The following is an 18631-nucleotide window of genomic DNA, read 5'->3' as shown; positions in this document are numbered from 1 at the left end:
GGCAGGGGAAGCCGGTACCGGCGGGCCGACGGGGCCGCACCGGTACCGTCGGAGCCTCAGATGAGGCTGGGGTCCTCCTTGTAGACCTCTTCGATGATCGAGAGGTCGAAGAGCTTGGCGGCGGTGAGGTCGAGGCCGCCGTACTTCAGCGTCTTGAGGTTCTCCTCGACCAGCTCCGGCGTGATCGTGAACAGGCCGTGCTTCTTGGTGTCGGCGCTCACCATCAGCGCGCTCTCGTCCTTGGACTCGAGGGTCTGCTCCTTGGTCGTCAGCCCGAGCCCCTTGCCGTACGTCTCGGCCGCGAGCTTCGCGCCGAGCGCCGGGTCGGCGATGTTCGCCTTCCAGCCCTTGATCTCCGCGCGCAGGAACGCCTTGAGCAGGTCGCGCTGCTTGTCGATGGTGTCCTGGCGGACGCAGTACGTCTCCGAGACCAGCGGGTAGCCGGTGTCGGCGAGCAGCATCGTCGCGACCTTGAAGCCCTTCAGGCGCAGCGTGTTCGGCTCGTTCGTCACGAAGGAGAACCAGCCGTCCACGGTGCCCTGGGTCAGCGGCAGCGGGTCGAACTGCACCGGCACCTTCGTGATCTTCGACGCGTCCAGCCCGGTCGCCTTGATGTACGCGGCCCACACGGACTCGTTGCCCGCCTGGACACCGATCTTCTTGCCGTACATGTCCTCCGGCTTGGCGATCGGGGACTTGGCCATCGACATGATGCAGAACGGGTTCTTCTGGTACTGCGCACCGATGATCTTCAGTGGCGCGCCCTTGGCGACGGCCGAGCCTGTGATGTCGGGGGCGCTGATCGCCACGAGCGCCTTCTTGGTGACGACGTCCGTCTCCATCGGCGTCGCGGACGGGCCGCCGCCGATCAGCGTGGCCTTCGAGAAGCCCTCGTCCGTGTAGTAGCCCTTGGTGTCGGCTATGTAGCTGCCCGCGAACTCGACGTTCTTGATCCAGGACAGCCGAAGCGTCAGCTCACCGAAGCTCTTGGAACCGGAGGAGGTGGGAGAGGTGGAGGACGACGAGTCCGAACCGCCGCACGCGGCGAGCAGCGGGCCGCCGAGCAGCACGGCGCCGCCCAGCTGCAGTCCCCGCCTGAGGAAGAGACGGCGGTCGGTGGCGGCGAACGCTCTGTCGTCACTGTTCGTACTGCTGGTCATGGCGCGCTTTCCTTTCACTGGCCGGGTCGGCACCGGCTGCTGGCGGATCTGAGGAACGTGGGTGGGGCGAGGCCCGGACGGTGCCGGGCGGTCTCCGGTCGGGCGGCTGACCTGGCATCAAAGACCCCGGGGCAGAGGCCGAGGAGGAGTTCGGGGCTACGGGCGCGGGAGCGGGAGACGGTGATCCGGCCGCCCGACGCGCGCTCGTCCGGGGTCTGGACCTCGTCGCGGTGGTCGCGCTCGCCGGCCAGGACGGGGGTGAGGCAGGCGCCGCAGATTCCCCGCTCGCAGGAGAGCTCGACCTCGACGCCGTGCGCGGTGAGGACCTCGGCGGGGGTGCGGTCGGCGTGGATGCGATGGCCGGTGCCGGTGCTCGCGATCCGTACGGTGAATTCGGTGGCGACTCCGGCTTTCGCTCCGTCTCCGGCTTTCGCTCTGTCTCTGTCTCCGTCTCCGGCTTCGGCGGATGGCGGAGCCGCCGCGGCGAAGCGTTCGGTGTGAAGCTGCCCGGTGTGCCGGCCCGCGGCGGTCGCCTCGGCCACGACGTGGGTCATGCCTCGCTCGACAGTGCGACCGGGTACCAGTGCCGGGCGAGGATCGCCCAGTTGTCGGCATCGAACGGGCGGTCGCGGGGCAGGGCAGGCCGGGGTGGAGCAGTGGTCATGCGGAAATCCTTCTGCGTAGCGCGGCTGGGAACGGCCGGACGACACCTGTGAAGCGCCCGCGGGTACGACGGCATGGGACAAGCGCGCGGCGGAAGAGTGCGGCGAGAAGCCGGTCCCGGGGCAGAGGCGCCGTGGAACCGCAGACAGGGCGGGGCCGCCGGCCGCGGTCACCGGTACGAGGTCAGGTGTGAGGGCCCTCGGACTCCGGATGTGAACCGTGCGCCACGCGTCCGCGCGTCCAGGCCGACTGGTGGGCACGGCACCGGAGGTCCGTGCTGCACGCGCTGACGAAGCTCATCGCGCATCCCTCCGTGCTCAGTGCCGACTGTCTGTCGCCGGGACGACCAAGCCGAGACTCGCGCACGGAGATTGCCCTGCCATTCCGTGTTTGTTACTTACGGATTCCACGCCCTGCTTCGGCCCGGGCCGCCGAAGCGAGCGCCGGTGAAGCCGGTGAGGCGGAGGTCGGCGGAGCCACGCCGTCGGGTCCCGAGCCGCTCGGTGACACCCCTTGAGCTGCGGGTAATGTGCTGGCCATGCCCGATACCCCGGCGCTGTCCGAACGTGATCGCCTGCTGAGACTGACCGCGGACTACGTCCTGGAGCACGGCGTCGCGGACTTGACCCTGCGCAAGCTCGGCAGCGCGATCGGCACCAACAACCGCATGCTGCTGTACTACTTCGGCTCCAAGGAGGAGCTGATCACGGCCGCGCTGACCGAGGCGAGCGGGCGCTTCCCGATTCTCAGCGAGGCGTTCGTCATCATGGACGACCAGCTGCGCCCGCTGCGTGAGCGGATCACCGCGGCCTGGGACGCGGTGGCGGCGGCCGAGAACCTGCCGTTCCACCGGACGTTCTTCGAGGTACTGGGCCTGGCCGCGCATCGACGCGGCCGGTTCGACGGCTTCCTGGGGTCGGTGGGCAGCGAGTGGCGCGAACACCTTGCGGCATCGCTGGCCACCGGCGGCGTGCCGAAGGCGGCCGCGGACGACCTGGCCCGGGAACTGGTCGCGTTGTGGCGCGGCCTGCAACTGGACCTGATCACCTCGGGCGACCGGGCCGGGACCGATCGGGTGATCGCGTCCGCCGCAGAGTCGATCGCACGACGGGCGGCGACGGCCGCCGCCGCTCCTGGGACCTGATACACCGTGATTCCCCGTCACATGTCCCTGGAACGACGAGGTTTTCACGATGCCATCGGGATCCGGGGGACGACGATGTCCAGCGGACCGTCCGGAACCGCGACCGCGTCCTGGCTCCAGCCCCAGATCGAACAGACCTTGCGCAGCGGGTCGCTGTACCCGTCCCTGCCGTGCAGTACCCGGTAGTTGTCGATGCAGATCATCTCACCCGGGCCCACCCGGAACATCGGCCCGCTGTCACGGGCCGCGACGACCGCGTCCTGCCAGGCGCGCACATACGTCCAGTGCTCCGACTCCAACGGTCCCTCGACCGGCGCGAGATAGGGGTGGTGACGGCCCTGGAATCGGCCCGACGGGGTCTGCCGGACGATCGGCGAGAAGCCGCCCTGCGGATAGTTGGGCTCGGAGTGGTCGATGTCGACGGTGCGGCAGAAATCGGCGAGCGCGGCGCTGCCGGGGTCGGCGGCCAGCAGGTCCAGCAGCCGGGAGGTGTCGATCAGGAAGGAGTCGCCGCCGCTGGCCGCGGGCCGCTGGCACCACAGGAAGAGATGGTCGGGGGCGTAGTCACCGAAAGCGAAGCCGTCGTTGTGGGCGACCATCCGCTCCTCGGTCGGGCCGCCGGCGTCGCGTCTACGGCCGCGTCTGTCGGCGGGCTGCGCCTTCATCTTCATCGCCTCGACCCGGGCGCTCTCCTTCGTCGCCTCGAACTGGGTACCGCAACGCACGGCCCGGTCCCCCATGATCGCGCGGCCCATCGCGACGGCCTTCTCCTCGTCCGCCAGCCCGGTCACGATGGCCGCGCCCTCGGCGGCGAGCACCTCTGCCGCCTCCTGAGGGCCGGCTACTCTGCGCGGGATGAAACTTGCGGAGCTGACGTCCGGCACAGCGCCTCCTGAAGTCCGCACAACCGGGCTCTGATTGAACCAACCGGTTCAATAGAGTAGAAGCCCCGTGTTTCACTGACGTGACCATCTGTGTGCGTTGCGCGTTGCCGCATTCAGTTGTCGAGGGCGCGGGCCACCTGCTCGATGGTGGTGCTGTCCACGGGTGCGGTGCCGGTGAGGGTTCCGGCCAGTGCGCGGGCCAGAACGGTTGCGGCGCTGATGCGGGTGTCTTCCTGTTCGTCGCCGGTGACCTTTCCGATCACGGCATCGCGCACCGCCTGCGAGATGTCCAGACTCCCGAACAGCTCGGGGTAGGACAGCATCATCAGGCACACGCCGACGTTGGCGGCGAGGATCGACTGTCCGGCCAGTTCGGGTGCCAGACGCAGCCTTCCGGCTTCACCGCAGCGCCTCAGGGCTTCGAGGAGGAGGCCCTGGGCCTCCTTGACCGCCTGCGGCTTGGGGTCGCCGGTGGGGGTGAACATCAGCCGGTACAGGTGCGGGTTGGCCAGCGCGAACGCGACGTGACTGTCCCATGCCGTCCGCAGGTCCGCGACGGGGTCGGCCGTAAGAGGGTTCCGTCTCTTGTTGGCCAGGAAGCGTTCGAAGCCGACATCGGCCACCGCCGCGAGCAGTCCCTGCTTGTCCCCGAACTGGCGGTAGATCTCCGGACCGCCCACCTTGGCGCGCTCGCAGATGGCACGTGTGGAGATGGCCGGCGCGTCGCTCTCGGCGAGTAGCTGCGTGGTCGCTTCCAGGATGCGCTCTCGGGCCGTCGTCATGGAGACATGTTAACAGTGGGCGATAGTTCCGCTTACATGTTTGACCTGGGGATTCGTGCTTTGAGTGCCGCGAAGTCCTCGGCTGATGTTAGCGTCGATTACGAGATGTGTTAGCGTCGTCAACGTCATGGGGCGGCCCGGCTGCGACGCAGGGCGATCACCCTCGCCTCATGGCGCGACATCCGGCCCGACATACGAAGGTGGTTTCCCCGTGGCTACGACGACCCTGCGCGAACTGAACGGCTTCGACGAGACCCCCGCCTCCCTGGCCGACTCCGTGGTGGTCCTGGTCGACTTCCAGAACACGTACACCGGTGGCGTGATGGAGCTGGACGGTCACGCCGAGGCCATCGCCGAGGGCAAGAAGCTCCTCGCTGCCGCCCGCGAGGCCGGCGCCCCCGTCATCCACGTCCAGGACCAGGGATACGACGTGGACTCCGAGGGCGGAAAGATCATCGCTGACGTCGCCCCCGTGGACGGCGAGGGCCGCGTCATCAAGTCCGCCCCCAACGCCTTCCAGAACACCGACCTCGCCCAGCAGATCGAGAAGACCGGCCGCAAGAACGTCATCCTGGCCGGGTTCATGAGCAACATGTGCATCCTGTTCACCGCCCAGGGTGCCTTCCTGAGCGGACTGCACCCGACTGTCGTCGCGAACGCCTGCGGCACCCGCAGCCTGTCCACGCGCGTCCGGGGCGGCGGCACCGTGCTCACCGCGCAGCAGATCCACGACAGCGCCCTGGCGACGATCACGGAACTCTACGGAGTGGTGGTTTCCTCGGTCTCCGACCTGTCGTAATTCCTTCCTGTATTTGCATTCCTTCCTGTATTTGCGCACAGGGCGCCCGGGCTTCGGCTCGGGCGCTTTTTTGTTCCTGCATCCGAAACCATTCCGTCCGGTTTATGCATTCGTATAGCATCTATGTGTGATCCCTGTGTAATCAACTCCTGTTTTCCAGCCGGTTGGGGCAGTAGCGTCTTTTTTCGTCGGGCGCGACCAAAAAAGAATCGCAGCTGGGGGAAACAGCACGTGACCACCCGTAGAAACTTCATCGGCGCAGCCGGCACCGCCGCAGCGGCCACTCTCCTGACCGGCACCGCTTCACAGGCAGCGCAGGCCACGGCTGCCGACACCACGACCGCGAGGAACAACATCCTCCAGGTCGACACCGACATGCGCACCAACTACGACAGGCTGCGGGCCAACGTCCTCCAGCAACTCGGTCCGGTCATCGTCGTGGAAAACGGCATGCAGGGCGGTAAATACACCCTGGTCCACCAGGGCCGGCAGTTCATCGAAGAGCCGATCTCGCAGATCTTCCAGCTGGCGAAATCCATCGCCCACGTGCCGCTCGGCATCTTCTCCGTCATCGCACCGTCGCTGGACCCCAAAGTCCCCGCGGGGCAGACCGACATGGACGCCCGCGACCTCCAACTGGTCGCCTACGCCGGACCCTCGAACACGGACTGGATCGCCCCGCTGCAGGCATTCGGCACCGACCTCGACACCGCACGGCGCACGCTGGAGGACGCCGAACTCCCCTCCGATCTGAAAGCGTCCTGCGCCCACATCCTCGACGCCGGCCTGACCTACCTCAACGAGATCACTCGGCGCCGTACCTTCGACATGCCCGGCTTCCAGAAGTTCACCGGGAAGATCGCCGACGACATCAAAACGAACATGTACTGGGCCGCGAAAGTCCAGATCGAAGCCGTCAAGGACCTGTTCGGCCGCTGGAAGGACAAGGTCGGCGCGGACGCCTGGCACGAGCTGTACGTGGTCGTCCTGTCGATGTGGACGACGTCCGAGCTGAACCAGAACTCCATCATCATCAAGCATCTGATGGACCAGGGCATGGCCGACAGCCACCTGATCGACCTCGTCTGCGAGGCGCCTTCCATCCCCAACGCGGTCCACGTCGCACTCGACAACCTCGCCCGCATCGTGATGGACAACATCGCCGCCGAAATGGTGTTCTCCAAGGACCAGCGGCTGGCCGACGCCCTCAAGGGCAGGCCCGACCTGCTCAGCCAGGAAATCCTCACCCTCCTCGGCGACACGGACGCGACCGCGAACGCGGCAGCCCTCAACGCCTGCCCCTTCCACACCAAGACCAAGGCGAAGCAGGCCCTCATCAACGCCTGACCCACACGCGCCGCCGGGACACCCCTGGCGGCCCGCAACACCAGCGGCTCCCCCTACCTGCTCAAGGGGGAGCCGCTGCCATGTCAACGGGGAAGAAATACATGCGCACGTCGCCCGCACTCCGCGCCGCCCGCATCTGGGCACTGGCCGGACTCATACTCCTGACCGTCAACCTGCGCGCCGCAATCACCTGCATCGCGCCCCTGCTCACCGACCTCCAACACACCTTCCACCTGGGCTCCTTCGCCACCAGCCTGCTGACCACGCTCCCGGTCCTGTGCCTCGGCGTCTTCGCCGCCCTCGCACCACCCCTCAGCCGCCGCATCGGCACCGAAGGCGCCATCACCCTCGCCCTGGCCCTCATCACCACCGGGATCCTCCTGCGCACGATCCCCTCCGCACCGGCCCTGTTCGCCGGAACCGTGCTGGCTGGAGCCGGAATCGCCATCGGGAACGTCATGCTCCCCGCAGTCGTCAAACAGCACTTCGCCCACCGCGTCGGTTCCCTCACCGGCGTCGCCATGACCCTCATGGCCGCCTCCGGCGCCGTCGCCGCCGGCCTCGCCGTCCCCCTCGACCGCACTGCAGGATGGCGCATCGCCCTCGCCGTATGGGCCATTCCCTCAGCCGCCGGAACCCTCCTGTGGGGACCGCTCGCACGCCCCGGAGAAGGGAAACGCCGTAAACGCCCCCGGCGCTCCCACGGCCCCACCGTCAGCCGCTCCCCGCTCGCCTGGGCCGTCGCCGTCTTCCTCGGCCTGGTGTCGCTGACGTTCTACGTCCTGGTGTCCTGGCTGCCCGAAATCATGCAGAACACCGGCGTGCACCCGGCGCAGGCCGGAACGATGATGTCGGTGATGCTGCTCATCGGTATCCCTATGGGCTACCTCATCCCCGTCCTCGCCGCACGCCTCGAAGACCAAAAACCCCTGGTCATCACCATCGCCATGCTGAAGATCAGCGCGCTCACCGGCATCCTCCTCGTCCCGGGGACCCCATGGCTGTGGGTGATCCTGCTCGGCCTCGCCACCGGCAGCGCCTTCCCCCTGGCCATCACTCTGCTCACCCTGCGCTCCCCGGACCCGGAGACAGCCGCACAAATGTCGGGCATGGCCCAGACCAGCGGATACCTCCTCGCCGGCGCGGGGCCGCTGACGATCGGTCTCCTGCACAGTGCGAGCGGCGGCTGGACCCTCCCGCTGCTGCTCCTGCTCGGCGTGGTCGTACCGGAAGCAGCCGTAGGAATGAAAGCGGCACGAAACGGTTTCGTTGTATCGGCGGGGTCTGGTGCGGTGTGGTGCTCGTCGCTGTGCTGTGAAGAGGGAGTCCCGGTGGTGCCATTGCGCGTACGCTCGCGCCCAAGGAGGGCGCCATGGCCGGGCATGCGAAACCGATCAGGATGTGGTGGCTGGTCACGCTGACCGCCGTGACCATGGCGGTCATAGCGGTCGTGCTCGTGCTCCAGGCCGACTCCGGCGAGGCGACCTCGCCCCCGCCGAGCGATCCCCCCTCGGCCACCTCGTCCGTCCTCGGGTAGGCGGTTCTCAGCCCGCTTCCTCACGCAGCCCGTCGCGCAGGCGGCGCAGGTCGTCGGCGTGGCGGCCCAGGCCGTTGAGGCGCAGCCGGGCTGCCTCCGTACGGGAGTCGGGGCGGAGCGTGAAGGCCAGGTCGAGGGATTCGCGCAGCATCCAGAGGTCGTACGCGAGGAGCCGTGCCGCGCGGGCCTGCGCCTGCTGCAGGTCCGGCTCGGTGAGTTCGAGGTCCTGCAGTCGGGTGCGCAGGCGGTGCAGGGTGCTGCTCTGGCGGCTGCACATACGTGCCGTCCAGCGGGAGACGGGACCCGGTTCGCCACAGGCGGCCACCGCCGCGTCGGCCGGTGTCTGGGCGGCCACCGCCTCGTCCAGGACGGCGACCAGCGCGAGCAACTGGGCCCGGCGCGAAGGGCGGGCGGGGGCCGGGCGGTGAGCGAGCGGCCGTGCGGCGCGCTGCCACCGGACGGCGCCCGCGGGTGTGCGAAGGCGCATGGCTCCAGTGTGCGCCTCGGTCAGGGCGGCCTTGCAGGTGTGGAGAGATCCCGCTGTTCGGCCAGTTGCTCCGACCCGGAAAACGGTCGTTGAACGGTCCAGCTGTTACGCAGAGCGAGAAGTGAGGCCTGGGAGGACGATGAGAAGAGGAGTGTCGACAGGTCGACAGAAGGAGGCCGCCATGGCCAACGACCGATCCGCGACGGCGACGACGTCCGCTCCCTCCCTCACCTTCGGCAAGACGGAACGGGAGGACCACCCCTGGGAGATACAGCTCGTCAAGCACCAGGAGCGCACCGAGTCCGCGGAGTTCCGCGCCGCGAAGACCGCTGTGAACAAGATCCTCCAGGAGCTGGGGAAGACCGAGCGGCCGTACGGGCCGGGGCCTTACGAGATGCACCACGGCGGCAGTCTCTGGGTGAAGACGGACGCCGGCTGGCGGATGTTCCGGGCCCGGGTCGGCATCGAGTGGAGCATGCAGTTCTGTGCCGACCCCGCGAAGGTCGACCGGCTGCGGCAGGAGGCCGCCGACCTCGTCGCCGCGTTCCCCCAGACCCTTCCCGCGCTGGAGGCCCTCGGCTACAAGCGGGCCCGCAAGCTGCTGGAGACTCCGATCACGGACGCGGAGGGCGTCGCGGCCTGGACCGACTCGCTGTTCAACGCGTGCGTGCCGTTGACCCGCGGGAACCACCAGGGGATCCTGCCCAAGGCGGCCGGGGAGCACCACTACCCGTGGCCGATCAAGGGCGCCGACTACATCCGGTACGACGACTTCAACCTGTGGGTGACCCTGCCCGACGGCACCCACGCCGGCGTCGCCCCCGTGGGCCCCCGTGGCTCAGGCGACGGACGGGTGCGCATCGTCCACGCCCGGCACGGCACACCCGCCGGGGACGTCCTGGCCAAGGCGCAGCGCCGCCGCGTCATGGCCGTGCTCCCCGCGGACAGCCCGATGGCGCTCGAGGCGTTCCAGCAGCAGCTCACGCCAGGGGCGCGCACGGCGGCCGCCCGGCCGCGTTCCCGCGGCGCGCGCGGCAGCACCCGCCGGGCGGGTTAGGCGGGCCGTGGTCATGCCGCGCAGGATCGTCGTCTGCCTGGACGGCTCGGGCAACCAGGTCGGGGCCCGCAACCCCACGAACGTGGTCAGGTTCTACGAGATGCTGGAGCCCGGCGACCCGTCGAGGCAGCTGCTCTACTACGACCCCGGGGTCGGCACCATGTCGTCGGCCACCGCCCGCGGACCGCTGGGCCGCAGGCTCTCCCGGCTCGGCGGCCTCGCCTTCGGAACGGGGCTGAAGGCCAACCTCACCGAGGCGTACACCTACCTGATGCAGCACTGGCAGCCGGGGGACGCGGTGTACGTCTTCGGGTTCAGCCGTGGCGCCTACACGGCGCGTGCGCTGGTCGGGATGCTCAACAAGCCGGGGCTGATGCGGCCGGGTGCGGAGAATCTCGTGCCGTACGCGGTGGCGAAGTACGCGTTCAACCAGTCCATCGGGATCGAGAAGAGCGAGCAGGAGGTCGCCCGCTTCTCGCACGCCTTCTGTCTGCGCACCGAGGGCGAGCCGCTGTGGGAGCAGGTCAAGCGCAACGATCCCCGGCAGGTCTCGCACCACGCCCTGCCGGTGGCCTACCTGGGCGTCTGGGACACCGTGAAGGCGGCCGGCCTCCTGCGCCTGGGCAATCTGCGCTGGCCGTACACCCACTCCCTGCCCAACGCCGCCCGCATCCGGCACGCCGTGTCCCTCGACGAGCTGCGGCGCCCCTACCGGGAGTTCCTCGTCAGGCCGCGCAGCCCCGGCCCCGACACGGACACCAGCACGGCGGAGGAGGTGTGGTTCGCCGGGGTGCACTCCGACGTCGGCGGCACCTTCGACCACGCCCCGGACGCACCCCTGCTCTCCACCATCCCCCTCAAGTGGATCACCGACGGTGTCTCGGACGACCTGGACTTCCGGCCGGGCGCCTACGGTACGGCGACCGCGCTGACCGAGGCCTTCGCCGACGCCCCCGTGCACCACAACGGCCCGGCGTGGATCCTCGTGGGCAGGCGCGCACGTCCCGTACCTCCCGAGGCGGTACTCCACTGGAGCGTCCGGCTGCGCCGGGAACGGGACCCCGGCTACCGACCGGACCTGGCCGGCCGCGAGCGCTGGGCCGACCCCGACTGGTTCAAACCGGCTCGAACATAACGGGCTAATGGGTTTCTAAGGGTCGTCCTCATCCTGGGGGAGCAGCGGTTTCTGCCCCGGGTCGTGCTCCGGAGGCATGGCAGGTGTCTCCGTGGGCACGATGTGGCGAAGTGGCGCGCGGACCAGGCTGGTTCACGTAAGCCAGCCGGTCCGAGGAGGGCGTCATGAACCGTCAGACCCGCGTCCGTGTCAACCGCAGGCCCGCCACGCCCCGCGACACCACCATCGACCGCAGGACGCCGTCGGGGCGGATCCTGCCGTACTGATGCCGCACGCACACCACCCCGCGGATCCTGGGAGGAGTGACAGCCTTTCTTCGGGGTACGCGGGCTGACATCAAGGGAGCCGGTGGGGCAGGGGAGGCGGTGGTGAGCATGCACGTCGACGGGAGTGGTCGGCAGTGACCCCCGCCGATGACGCAGGCTTCGCCCCCTTCGTTCACCCCGCGCTTCTCTACGGCGACGAGGACGAGTACCTCGCGGGCACCGTCCCCTTCGTACGGGACGCCCTCGCGGCCGGTGAACCCGTCGCCGTGGCCGTGCCCGGGGAGCGCCTCCGGCTGATCCGGGACGCGCTCGGCGAGGACGCCGCCACCGTGCGGTTCCTGGACATGCGGCAGGCCGGACGCAACCCGGGCCGGATCATCCCCGCGGTGCTGCGCGCCTTCGCGGACGCCCAGCCGACCGGCACCCGCGTGAGCATCATCGGCGAACCGATCTGGGCCGGCCGTACACCCTCCGAATACCCCGCCTGCGTCCAGCACGAGGCACTGATCAACGCGGCCTTCCGGGGCCGGAGTGCGACCATCCTGTGCCCGTACGACATCCAGCGCCTCGCCCCGCAGGTCGTCGCGGACGCCTACGCCACCCACCCCACCCTCGTCCGCGGCGGCTCCGGACGGCAGGAGGACAGCAGGGCCTACGCCCCCGGGGACGTCGTGGCCCGCTACAACGAACCGCTGCCGCCCGTACCGGCCGTCCCGCCCTCCCTGTCCTTCCGCTTCGACACGGACTCCCTCTCCGAGGCCCGCCACCGCGCCGTCGACGAGGCCGTACGCCTCGGCCTCGCGTCCCCGCGGGTCCAGGACCTGGCGCTGGCCACCGCCGAACTGGTCACCAACAGCGTGGTGCACGGCGGCGGTTCGGGTGCGCTCGGGGTGTGGGCCGAGGACAGGTACGTGGTGTGCGAGGTCCGCGACAAGGGCCACCTCAGCGATCCGCTGGCCGGCCGCAGACCGGTCCCGCGTGGCCGGCCCGGCGGCCGTGGGCTCCTCATGGTCAACCTCGTCGCGGACCTGGTGCGCGTGCACACCGGTCCGGACGGCACCACCGTGCGCTGCTGGTTCGCCCGTTGACCGGGCGCCCGACTCCTCGGCCTCCGTCCGGGGCTCAGATCACGGCCGGGCCGAGCACCAGCGGTTCGACCCTGCCCTCCAGCATGTAGCCCAGGCCCTGTACGGCACACACGTCGGGCCGTTCGGCGATGTGCACCGGCATGCCGGTGGCCTGCCGCACCATCTCGTCCAGCCCCGGCAGCAGCGCGCTGCCGCCCACCAGCATGATCCCGCGGTCGACGAGGTCGGCGACCAGATCGGGCGGGCACTCCCGCAGCACCCGGCCGATGACGTCGACCACAGCGGTCAGCGGGGTCTCGATCGCCTCGCGCACGGCGGCGGTGTCGATCTGCACCGAGCGGACGAGACCGGTGACCACGTCCCGCCCCCGGATCACGGTGGACTTCGGACCCTGGGCGGTGAGCCCTATGTCGGAGAGGGCCAGGTGCAGGGGGCGTACGGACTGGCTGGGGAGCATCAACTCGTGCTGGTGGCGCAGGTGTTGGACGATCGCGTGGTCCACCGCATCGCCGCCGACGGGAATGCGTTCGGAGCTCACGGTCGAGCCCAGCGAGAGCACCGCCACCTGGGTGGTCGCCGTCCCGCAGGCCATGATCATGGTGGCCTCGGGCTGCTGCACGGGCAGTCCGCACCCCACGGCGGCGGCGATGAGCGTGTCGACGAGCTCCACGCGCCGTGCGCCGAGCCCGACCAGCGTCTCGACGGCCGCCCGCCGGGCCAGCGGGTCGGCCTCGTGCGGGGTGCAGGCCGCGGCGCGCAGGAACGGCTTGCGGCGCAGGGCGCGGCGGAGTCTGTCGCCGAGCAGGCCCCGGAGCATGCGCTGCGCCATCTCGATGTCGACGACGGTGCCGCCGGACACCGGGCGCACCACGCGGATGTGGCCCGGGGTGCGGCCCCGCATCCGCTCGGCGAAGTCACCCACCGCGATGAGGGCGCCGCTGCGGGTGTTCACGGCGGCGACGGACGGTTGGTCGACGACGAGGCCGACGCCCCTGACGTAGACACGGGTCCGGGCCGCCCCCAGGTCGACGGCGAAATGGCAGCGCCGCAACTGCTCCAGACTTGCGGTCATGCAGGGTCCTCCAGAAAAACGCAGACCGTGGGGCCGCCGGGCAGCGGGTCCCAATGGCATCGTGCGGTGCCGGAGGGGGCGGCGCCTTTTGTGCAGGGCCGGTCGGGGCGCCACTGAATGGGGGTTTTGCGGTTTATGTTCGACGCTGTGGGGTCGCTAGGCCCTGCCTTGGTCCCTCAGTTCGACCGAGCACGCCACGGACAGCCCCGGCACCGGCCAGCGGCGCAGTGCGTCACGCAGGGCATTCTGGGCAGCCCCGGCGCGCGTGGGCGGATGGCGGCGGGTGATGCGACGCGCCTCCGTGGTGAGGTGGTTCAGGAGGCGTTCGGGGACGTTCGCCGGGCCGCCGCGGATGTGCTCCACCGGATCGTCGACGTGCCAGGACAGTTCGACGGAGGCGATGAACGTGCCGCCTCCGAAGCTCGGCAGGACGACCTCGCGGGCGGCCTGCCGGACGGTGAGGTCGACCTCGTAGTAGCTCTCGGCGCGCGGGGTGCGCGTCAGGCTCAGCTCACCGCCGGGGAGGGCGTAGACGACGTCGCGTGTTCTGCCACGGGGTTCGGGGAGCCCCTGTCCGACGGGCAGGGGATAGGGGCCCAGCGCGAGAGGAGCAGGGGCCCCGTCGGGGGAGCTGCTCGGCAGGTGGGGGAGGGGCTGCCAGCCGGCCGCCGGCCCTGAGGTCTCGCCCAGCTCGGTACGCAGGACGGGCGACACGGTGATGACGGCGGGCGCGCCGGACGTGTCCAGGAGCCGCCGGGCCGCCGCCCAGTCGGGCTCTTCGTCACCCACGGCGTGGAAGCTGATGGCCACCGGGGTGCCGACCGGTTCGGCCGGCCGGCCCAGGGTGGCGCTGAGAAGGGGCCGTGCCGTGCCGGAGTCCAAGGACACGGCGTAGCCCCTTCCGCGCCGGCGCAACTCGTAGTACGTCTCCTCCAGGCCGCTCGCCGTGATCAGTCGCAGCACCCAGCGGCCCAGCGCCGGGAGGGAGTCCTGGTCCTCGGGGGCGTCGGCGAGGTCGAAGAAGGCGACGGCCGCATACCCGGGCGAGGCCTCGGCGGGCTCCTCGTCGGGGTACAGCAGCGAAGGCAGTTCCTCCGGCCGGAAGCTGCCCTCCGGCGTCTCGTCCGGGGCGAACAGGCCGAAGCTGGTGTTCTGGTCCGGCCCCGGCTCGTACTCCGGCTCCGGCTCCTCGTCGGCGGTCTCGCCGGACTCCTCGCGCAGTTCCCGTCCCAGCAGCCGCAGTTCGGGGTTGGTGCCGCCCGAGAGCCGGTACTCCTCGTACACCTCCAGGGCCTCGGCGATCCGGCCCTGGCGTTTGAGGGCGATCAGGTACAGGCGGCGGAAGTCCTCACGGGACGGGTACTCGCGGACCAGGTGCTCGAGACCGGCCGCGGCCGTCTCGAACTCGCCCAGGTCCAGGTCGAGTTCGGCCCGGGTGCGGTACAGGCCGAGGCGGAGCCGGAGGAGGCGGGTGCGGGCGGTCCTGGCGGCGGGACCGGGCACGTCCGCCAGCGGATCGCCGCTGCGCCACAGGCCCAGCGCCTCGGTGATCGCCTCGTACGCCTCGCTGAGGGCGTTCTCGGTGCGCAGCACCTCCGCCCGCCACACCAACTCGTCGCAGTGGACCAGGTCCACGTAGTCCGCGCTGGTGTGCACGGCGTAACCGTCGGGGCGGGTCGCCAGCACCCCGGGGCCCAGCACGGTCCGCAGCCGGGACGCGAGCCGGCCCAGCTCGGCCATGGCGTCTCCCGGCTCCTCGCCCCGGTTCCAGATGCCCGCCCTGAGGTCGTCGTAGGTCACCGTGTGGCCGGTCTTGAGCAGCAGCATGGCGAGCATGGCCCGTTCCTCCGGCTCCAACTCCGGGGCCGGGTGCGGAAGTTCGAGGTGCAGAGGGCCCAGGACGAAGTAGCAGCGCTGGTCGTAGGCGGCCCGGGCGCTCGGCCGCAGCTCGGGTTCCATGAGCAGCTTCATGCCCTGCTGCTGGGTCCACAGGGAACGGGACATCATCATGGTGAAGGCACGTGCGTACGTCCCCCGCACTTCGAACGGCACATTCGTCAGCCAGTTGTGCTCGATGGGTGTCGTCAGCCGTGAGGTGCCCGAGGCCAGCTGCAGCATGAGCTCGCACAGCGCCCGCAGATCCTCCGCGCGCCCCGGCGGCCCCGAGGCCCGGCCCGGCTCGAAGAGGCTGAGTTTCACCGTCCCGTCGGAAAGGAGCACCACCCGGGACATGTGGAGGCCGCCGTGCGTCAGGCCCGCGGCGTGGACGGCCGAGAGGGCATCGGCCAGCTGACTGCCGACCGACACCGTCAACGGCCCCGGCAGGCGGTAACCGAAGGGCGCCGCAAGGCTGTTCAGCGGAAGGCCGTCCAGGTACTCCATGACGACGTACGGCACCTCGTCGTCGATGCCGAAGTCGTGGACGGTGACGACGTTGCGGTGGTCCAGGTCCCGCAGCCGCGCCGCGTCCCGCAGGAACGCCTCCCGCCAGGCCCGGTCCGACACCGGCTCGTGCAGGCGCAGCACCACGGCGCGGTTCTCCTCGGTGTCCTGCGCCTCCCACAGCGACCTGGTCGGCTTCAGCCGCCGGATCAGCCGGTAGCGGCTGCCCAGGCCTGCCGGGACCGGGGGCGGCGCCCCGCCCGCCCCGCTCAGCTGCCGCGCACTCTCCGGGCGTACCGTCGCGAAGGCCTCGCCGTCCGCGGCCGTCGGTGTTCCGCCCGTCGCGGGCGCCGTGGCCCGGAACTCCCCGGGCGCCGCCCCGGCCCGCTCGTCGATCAACCCGCCCACCCGGGCGAGCAGTTCGGCGGTCCGACCGCGTGCCGTCCGGGGCAGGCCGCGCAGCAGCAGGTCGCGTACGCCGGGGCGGAAGGCGTACGAACCGGGCGGGCCCGGGACCGTCGTGAGCATGCCGCTCAGGATCACCTCGGCGAGGTGCTGGGGACGCGACCGGGGTTCGAGGGCCGCGTGGACCAGCCGCATGACGGGCAGGTCGGGGCGGCCGAGGGCGAGGTGACCGGCCAGCCGGACGGCCTCCGAAGAGGCCGTCGCCCGGAACCGGAGGATCAGGTCCTCGGGGGAGAGGCGGGCGAGGTCCGTGCGGTCGTCGGCGTCGGCCGGGAGGGGACCGGTGAGGAGGGCGGCCGAGGCGGGGTGCTCCGTGCCTCCCGGCGTGGCGATCAGTGCCGCCCAGTTCGCCAGCCACTGCGGTCCCGGTTCCAGCACGGGGAGGGCGATGGCGCCGCCCCCCTCGTGGCGGACCGTCGGGTCGTACGGCGTGAAGGTGAGCGCGGCGGTGGGGGCCGCCGGGTGCGGGGCGGACAGCCGGCCGGGTGTCGTCGGCAGGGCGGTGTCCGGCCAGAGGTGCTCGGGCAGCGGCTGTACGACGGCCAGCGGCATCCGCAGGGCCCAGCGGCGCAGCATGCCGAACCAGCGGCTGCCCGCGGGGCCCTCCCTCCACTGCGGGCCCATGCAGTCGCTGACCAGAAGGGTGACCGTGCGGCCGTCTGCGGGGCTGTGGTCGCCGGGCCGGTGGATCGTGCCGTCGGGGCCGGCCCGGTGGAGGGCGACGGTGCGGAAGATGCCCGACTGGGCCAGGGCGGTGTGCAGTTCGTGGATCAGGGGGCGCCAGACCGGCATCGTGGGCCCGTCGTCGTGGACCAGGTTCAGGCGCAGCCAGCGCTCCCGGGCGGGGCGCATGACCGGCAGCCACCACTCGGGGGCCGCGCCCAGGCGGGCGATGCGGTCGGCGGTGGCCTGCTCGTCCAGTTCGAGGCGTACGGGGGCGTCGACATGGCGTTTGAGCGGACGAAGGGAGCGCTGCAGGGCCAGGGGGTGGCGCAGCATCGGGGGTGCGGGCGCCAGCAGGGTGGTGTGCGGCTTCGTCGCCGGTCCGGGGCCGGGGAGGTGCAGGGGGACGCGGTGGGGCCGGGACGGCTGGGCGGGGGTCGGGTCGCGGTGCGGCGGACGGGGTGGCGGTGCGGGTTCGGCGGGCTCTGCCGGGCGGGGTTCCGGTGCGGGAGGTTCCGGCGCCGGAGGTGCGGCGGGCTCGGCGGCGGGCTCCAGGTGGCCGGCCAGCCAGAGGAGTTCGGCGAGTTCGAGCGGGGTCGGGCGGGTGCCGTCGCCCGCCTGGGCCAGCACGTCGGCCAGGCGGGCGAGGGGTTCCGGGGCGCCGGAGGTCTCAGAAGGCATCGCTCTGCGAGGTCTCGCCGAGATAGGGCATGAGCTGCTCCGCCAGCTCGTCGAGGTTCTCGGCGGGCAGGTCGGAGGAACGGGCCAGATAGATCGCGTTGAGAAGCTGGTCGGTGGCCAGGTCGCCGCCGCCCACCCGGGACAGGAACCGGTCGATCAGCCGCTGCGCGTCCGCGTCGGGCTCCTCGTCGAAGTGGGCGCGGACGATGTCGGCGAGCCGGCTGTCGTCGGGCTGGCGCAGCCGCAGGGTGACGCAGCGGCGCAGGAAGGCGGGCGGGAACTCCCGCTCGCCGTTGCTGGTGAGCACGACGAACGGGAACGCCTTGCAGCGGACCCGGCCGCGGTGCACGGTCACCCGCTCGTCCGTGCCGTCGACCATCACCTCCGCCTCGGGGGTGCGGCGGGCGGTGCGGACCAGCTCGGGGATCTCGTACTGGCCCTCCTCCAGCACGTTCAGCAGGTCGTTCGGCAGGTCCAGGTCGCTCTTGTCGATCTCGTCGATGAGCAGGGCGCGGGGGCGGGCGTAGGGCAGGAGTGCGGTGCCCAGGGGGCCCAGGCGCAGATGGTCCTCGATGCCCGTCTCCGGGGTCGTACTGTTGCGGGCCGCGTACAGGCGGGAGAGCGGGTCGTACTGGTACAGGGCGTCGTGCAGGGTGCTGCGGCTGGTGATGTTCCAGCGCAGCACCGGGCCCAGGCGCAGCTCCCGGGCGACCGCGTAGGCCAGCGAGGACTTGCCCGTGCCGGGCGGTCCGGTGACCAGCAGCGGGCGGCGCAGATACAGGGCCGCGTTGACGAGTTGGACGGTCTGCTCGGTGGCCCGGTACGTCTCGGCGCGATGGGTGCGGTCCGGGGAGGTGGCCGCGGCGTCCTCGCCCGCGTCCGGCAGCTCGAGGACCGGTCCGCCGTCGAAGGCCCGCCAGGGCGGGGGCGGCGGCAGCTCGGTGATGCCGTCGTGCGGCTCGTTGGTGCCGGTGTAGACGGGCCACAGGGGCATGGGGCTTCTCTCCGTGAGGTGCGGC

The 18631-nt window shown here is 70.8% G+C and carries 15 protein-coding genes; 7 read left to right on the top strand and 8 right to left on the bottom strand.

Annotation, left to right across the window (positions count from 1 at the left end; genetic code table 11):
* Positions 1-56: 56 nt before the first annotated feature.
* A complete protein-coding gene (locus ACFY1E_RS01990) occupies positions 57-1160 on the bottom strand; it encodes an ABC transporter substrate-binding protein (RefSeq protein ID WP_389070257.1) in 1104 nt (367 codons plus the stop codon).
* 14 nt (positions 1161-1174) lie between these two features.
* Positions 1175-1714 (bottom strand): 2Fe-2S iron-sulfur cluster-binding protein, encoded by a 540-nt coding sequence (locus tag ACFY1E_RS01985; RefSeq protein ID WP_389070254.1) that lies wholly within the window; start codon positions 1712-1714, stop codon positions 1175-1177.
* A gap of 647 nt (positions 1715-2361) precedes the next feature.
* On the opposite strand from ACFY1E_RS01985, the gene ACFY1E_RS01980 reads away from it, so the two are divergent.
* Positions 2362-2967, top strand: a complete 606-nt coding sequence (locus ACFY1E_RS01980; RefSeq protein WP_389070252.1) for a TetR family transcriptional regulator — start codon at positions 2362-2364, stop codon at positions 2965-2967.
* A gap of 44 nt (positions 2968-3011) precedes the next feature.
* On the opposite strand, the gene ACFY1E_RS01975 is transcribed toward ACFY1E_RS01980, so the two are convergent.
* Together ACFY1E_RS01975 and ACFY1E_RS01970 are read right to left on the bottom strand one after the other, a co-directional pair.
* Positions 3012-3851 (bottom strand): TauD/TfdA family dioxygenase, encoded by an 840-nt coding sequence (locus ACFY1E_RS01975; RefSeq protein WP_389070250.1) that lies wholly within the window; start codon positions 3849-3851, stop codon positions 3012-3014.
* A gap of 113 nt (positions 3852-3964) precedes the next feature.
* Positions 3965-4633: a TetR/AcrR family transcriptional regulator gene (locus tag ACFY1E_RS01970; RefSeq protein ID WP_389070248.1), complete on the bottom strand. Its 669-nt coding sequence runs from the start codon at positions 4631-4633 to the stop codon at positions 3965-3967.
* 211 nt (positions 4634-4844) lie between these two features.
* Between ACFY1E_RS01970 and ACFY1E_RS01965 the strand changes: the two genes are divergently transcribed.
* The 3 genes from ACFY1E_RS01965 to ACFY1E_RS01955 all read left to right on the top strand — a co-directional run bounded on the left by ACFY1E_RS01965 (position 4845) and on the right by ACFY1E_RS01955 (position 8200).
* On the top strand, positions 4845-5432 hold the full coding sequence (locus ACFY1E_RS01965; protein WP_389070246.1) for an isochorismatase family protein: 588 nt from the start codon (positions 4845-4847) through the stop codon (positions 5430-5432).
* Between the two features lie 231 nt (positions 5433-5663).
* Positions 5664-6779 carry a hypothetical protein gene (locus ACFY1E_RS01960; protein WP_389070244.1) on the top strand — a complete coding sequence of 372 codons (1116 nt, stop codon included), beginning with the start codon at positions 5664-5666 and terminating at the stop codon, positions 6777-6779.
* 101 nt (positions 6780-6880) lie between these two features.
* Positions 6881-8200 (top strand): CynX/NimT family MFS transporter, encoded by a 1320-nt coding sequence (locus ACFY1E_RS01955; protein WP_389070242.1) that lies wholly within the window; start codon positions 6881-6883, stop codon positions 8198-8200.
* Positions 8201-8323: 123 nt separating this feature from the next.
* On the opposite strand, the gene ACFY1E_RS01950 is transcribed toward ACFY1E_RS01955, so the two are convergent.
* A complete protein-coding gene (locus tag ACFY1E_RS01950; RefSeq protein ID WP_389070239.1) occupies positions 8324-8803 on the bottom strand; it encodes a hypothetical protein in 480 nt (159 codons plus the stop codon).
* Between the two features lie 181 nt (positions 8804-8984).
* Here ACFY1E_RS01950 and ACFY1E_RS01945 point away from each other — a divergent pair, with 181 nt between their 5' ends.
* The 3 genes from ACFY1E_RS01945 (at position 8985) to ACFY1E_RS01935 (ending at position 12349) form a co-directional block, all read left to right on the top strand.
* Entirely contained in the window at positions 8985-9860 is an 876-nt protein-coding gene (locus tag ACFY1E_RS01945; protein ID WP_389070238.1) for a DUF6424 family protein, read from the top strand.
* Positions 9861-9873: 13 nt separating this feature from the next.
* Positions 9874-10995, top strand: coding sequence for a DUF2235 domain-containing protein (locus ACFY1E_RS01940; protein WP_389070236.1), 1122 nt, complete (start codon positions 9874-9876; stop codon positions 10993-10995).
* A 400-nt stretch (positions 10996-11395) separates the two neighbouring features.
* Positions 11396-12349: an anti-sigma factor RsbA family regulatory protein gene (locus ACFY1E_RS01935; RefSeq protein ID WP_389070234.1), complete on the top strand. Its 954-nt coding sequence runs from the start codon at positions 11396-11398 to the stop codon at positions 12347-12349.
* Between the two features lie 34 nt (positions 12350-12383).
* Here the strand turns inward: ACFY1E_RS01935 and ACFY1E_RS01930 are convergent, their stop codons facing one another.
* The 3 genes from ACFY1E_RS01930 to ACFY1E_RS01920 all read right to left on the bottom strand — a co-directional run bounded on the left by ACFY1E_RS01930 (position 12384) and on the right by ACFY1E_RS01920 (position 18606).
* A complete protein-coding gene (locus tag ACFY1E_RS01930) occupies positions 12384-13421 on the bottom strand; it encodes a rod shape-determining protein (protein WP_389070232.1) in 1038 nt (345 codons plus the stop codon).
* A gap of 156 nt (positions 13422-13577) precedes the next feature.
* Positions 13578-17612, bottom strand: coding sequence for an SAV_2336 N-terminal domain-related protein (locus ACFY1E_RS01925; RefSeq protein WP_389070230.1), 4035 nt, complete (start codon positions 17610-17612; stop codon positions 13578-13580).
* The gene (locus tag ACFY1E_RS01920) at positions 17602-18606 is read right to left on the bottom strand and encodes an AAA family ATPase (RefSeq protein ID WP_389070228.1); all 1005 of its coding nucleotides are present in this window, start codon (positions 18604-18606) and stop codon (positions 17602-17604) included. Before ACFY1E_RS01920 ends, ACFY1E_RS01925 begins: the two co-directional genes overlap by 11 nt.
* Positions 18607-18631: the final 25 nt, after the last annotated feature.

Origin of the sequence: Streptomyces sp. NPDC001604 (assembly GCF_042893475.1) — a bacterium.
GTDB lineage: Bacteria > Actinomycetota > Actinomycetes > Streptomycetales > Streptomycetaceae > Streptomyces.
The sequence above is the reverse complement of the archived record's forward strand: the minus strand, read 5'-3'. Positions and strand labels throughout refer to the sequence as shown.

Bases quoted from the DNA above. Each gene is read 5' to 3' on its own strand.
- ACFY1E_RS01945 (WP_389070238.1), top strand. From the start codon at position 8,985: ATGGCCAACGACCGATCCGCGACGGCGACGACGTCCGCTCCCTCCCTC.
- ACFY1E_RS01940 (WP_389070236.1), top strand. From the start codon at position 9,874: ATGCCGCGCAGGATCGTCGTCTGCCTGGACGGCTCGGGCAACCAGGTC.
- ACFY1E_RS01970 (WP_389070248.1), bottom strand. From the start codon at position 4,633: ATGACGACGGCCCGAGAGCGCATCCTGGAAGCGACCACGCAGCTACTC.
- ACFY1E_RS01920 (WP_389070228.1), bottom strand. From the start codon at position 18,606: ATGCCCCTGTGGCCCGTCTACACCGGCACCAACGAGCCGCACGACGGC.
- ACFY1E_RS01980 (WP_389070252.1), top strand. From the start codon at position 2,362: ATGCCCGATACCCCGGCGCTGTCCGAACGTGATCGCCTGCTGAGACTG.
- ACFY1E_RS01925 (WP_389070230.1), bottom strand. From the start codon at position 17,612: ATGCCTTCTGAGACCTCCGGCGCCCCGGAACCCCTCGCCCGCCTGGCC.
- ACFY1E_RS01990 (WP_389070257.1), bottom strand. From the start codon at position 1,160: ATGACCAGCAGTACGAACAGTGACGACAGAGCGTTCGCCGCCACCGAC.
- ACFY1E_RS01955 (WP_389070242.1), top strand. From the start codon at position 6,881: ATGCGCACGTCGCCCGCACTCCGCGCCGCCCGCATCTGGGCACTGGCC.
- ACFY1E_RS01985 (WP_389070254.1), bottom strand. From the start codon at position 1,714: ATGACCCACGTCGTGGCCGAGGCGACCGCCGCGGGCCGGCACACCGGG.
- ACFY1E_RS01950 (WP_389070239.1), bottom strand. From the start codon at position 8,803: ATGCGCCTTCGCACACCCGCGGGCGCCGTCCGGTGGCAGCGCGCCGCA.
- ACFY1E_RS01930 (WP_389070232.1), bottom strand. From the start codon at position 13,421: ATGACCGCAAGTCTGGAGCAGTTGCGGCGCTGCCATTTCGCCGTCGAC.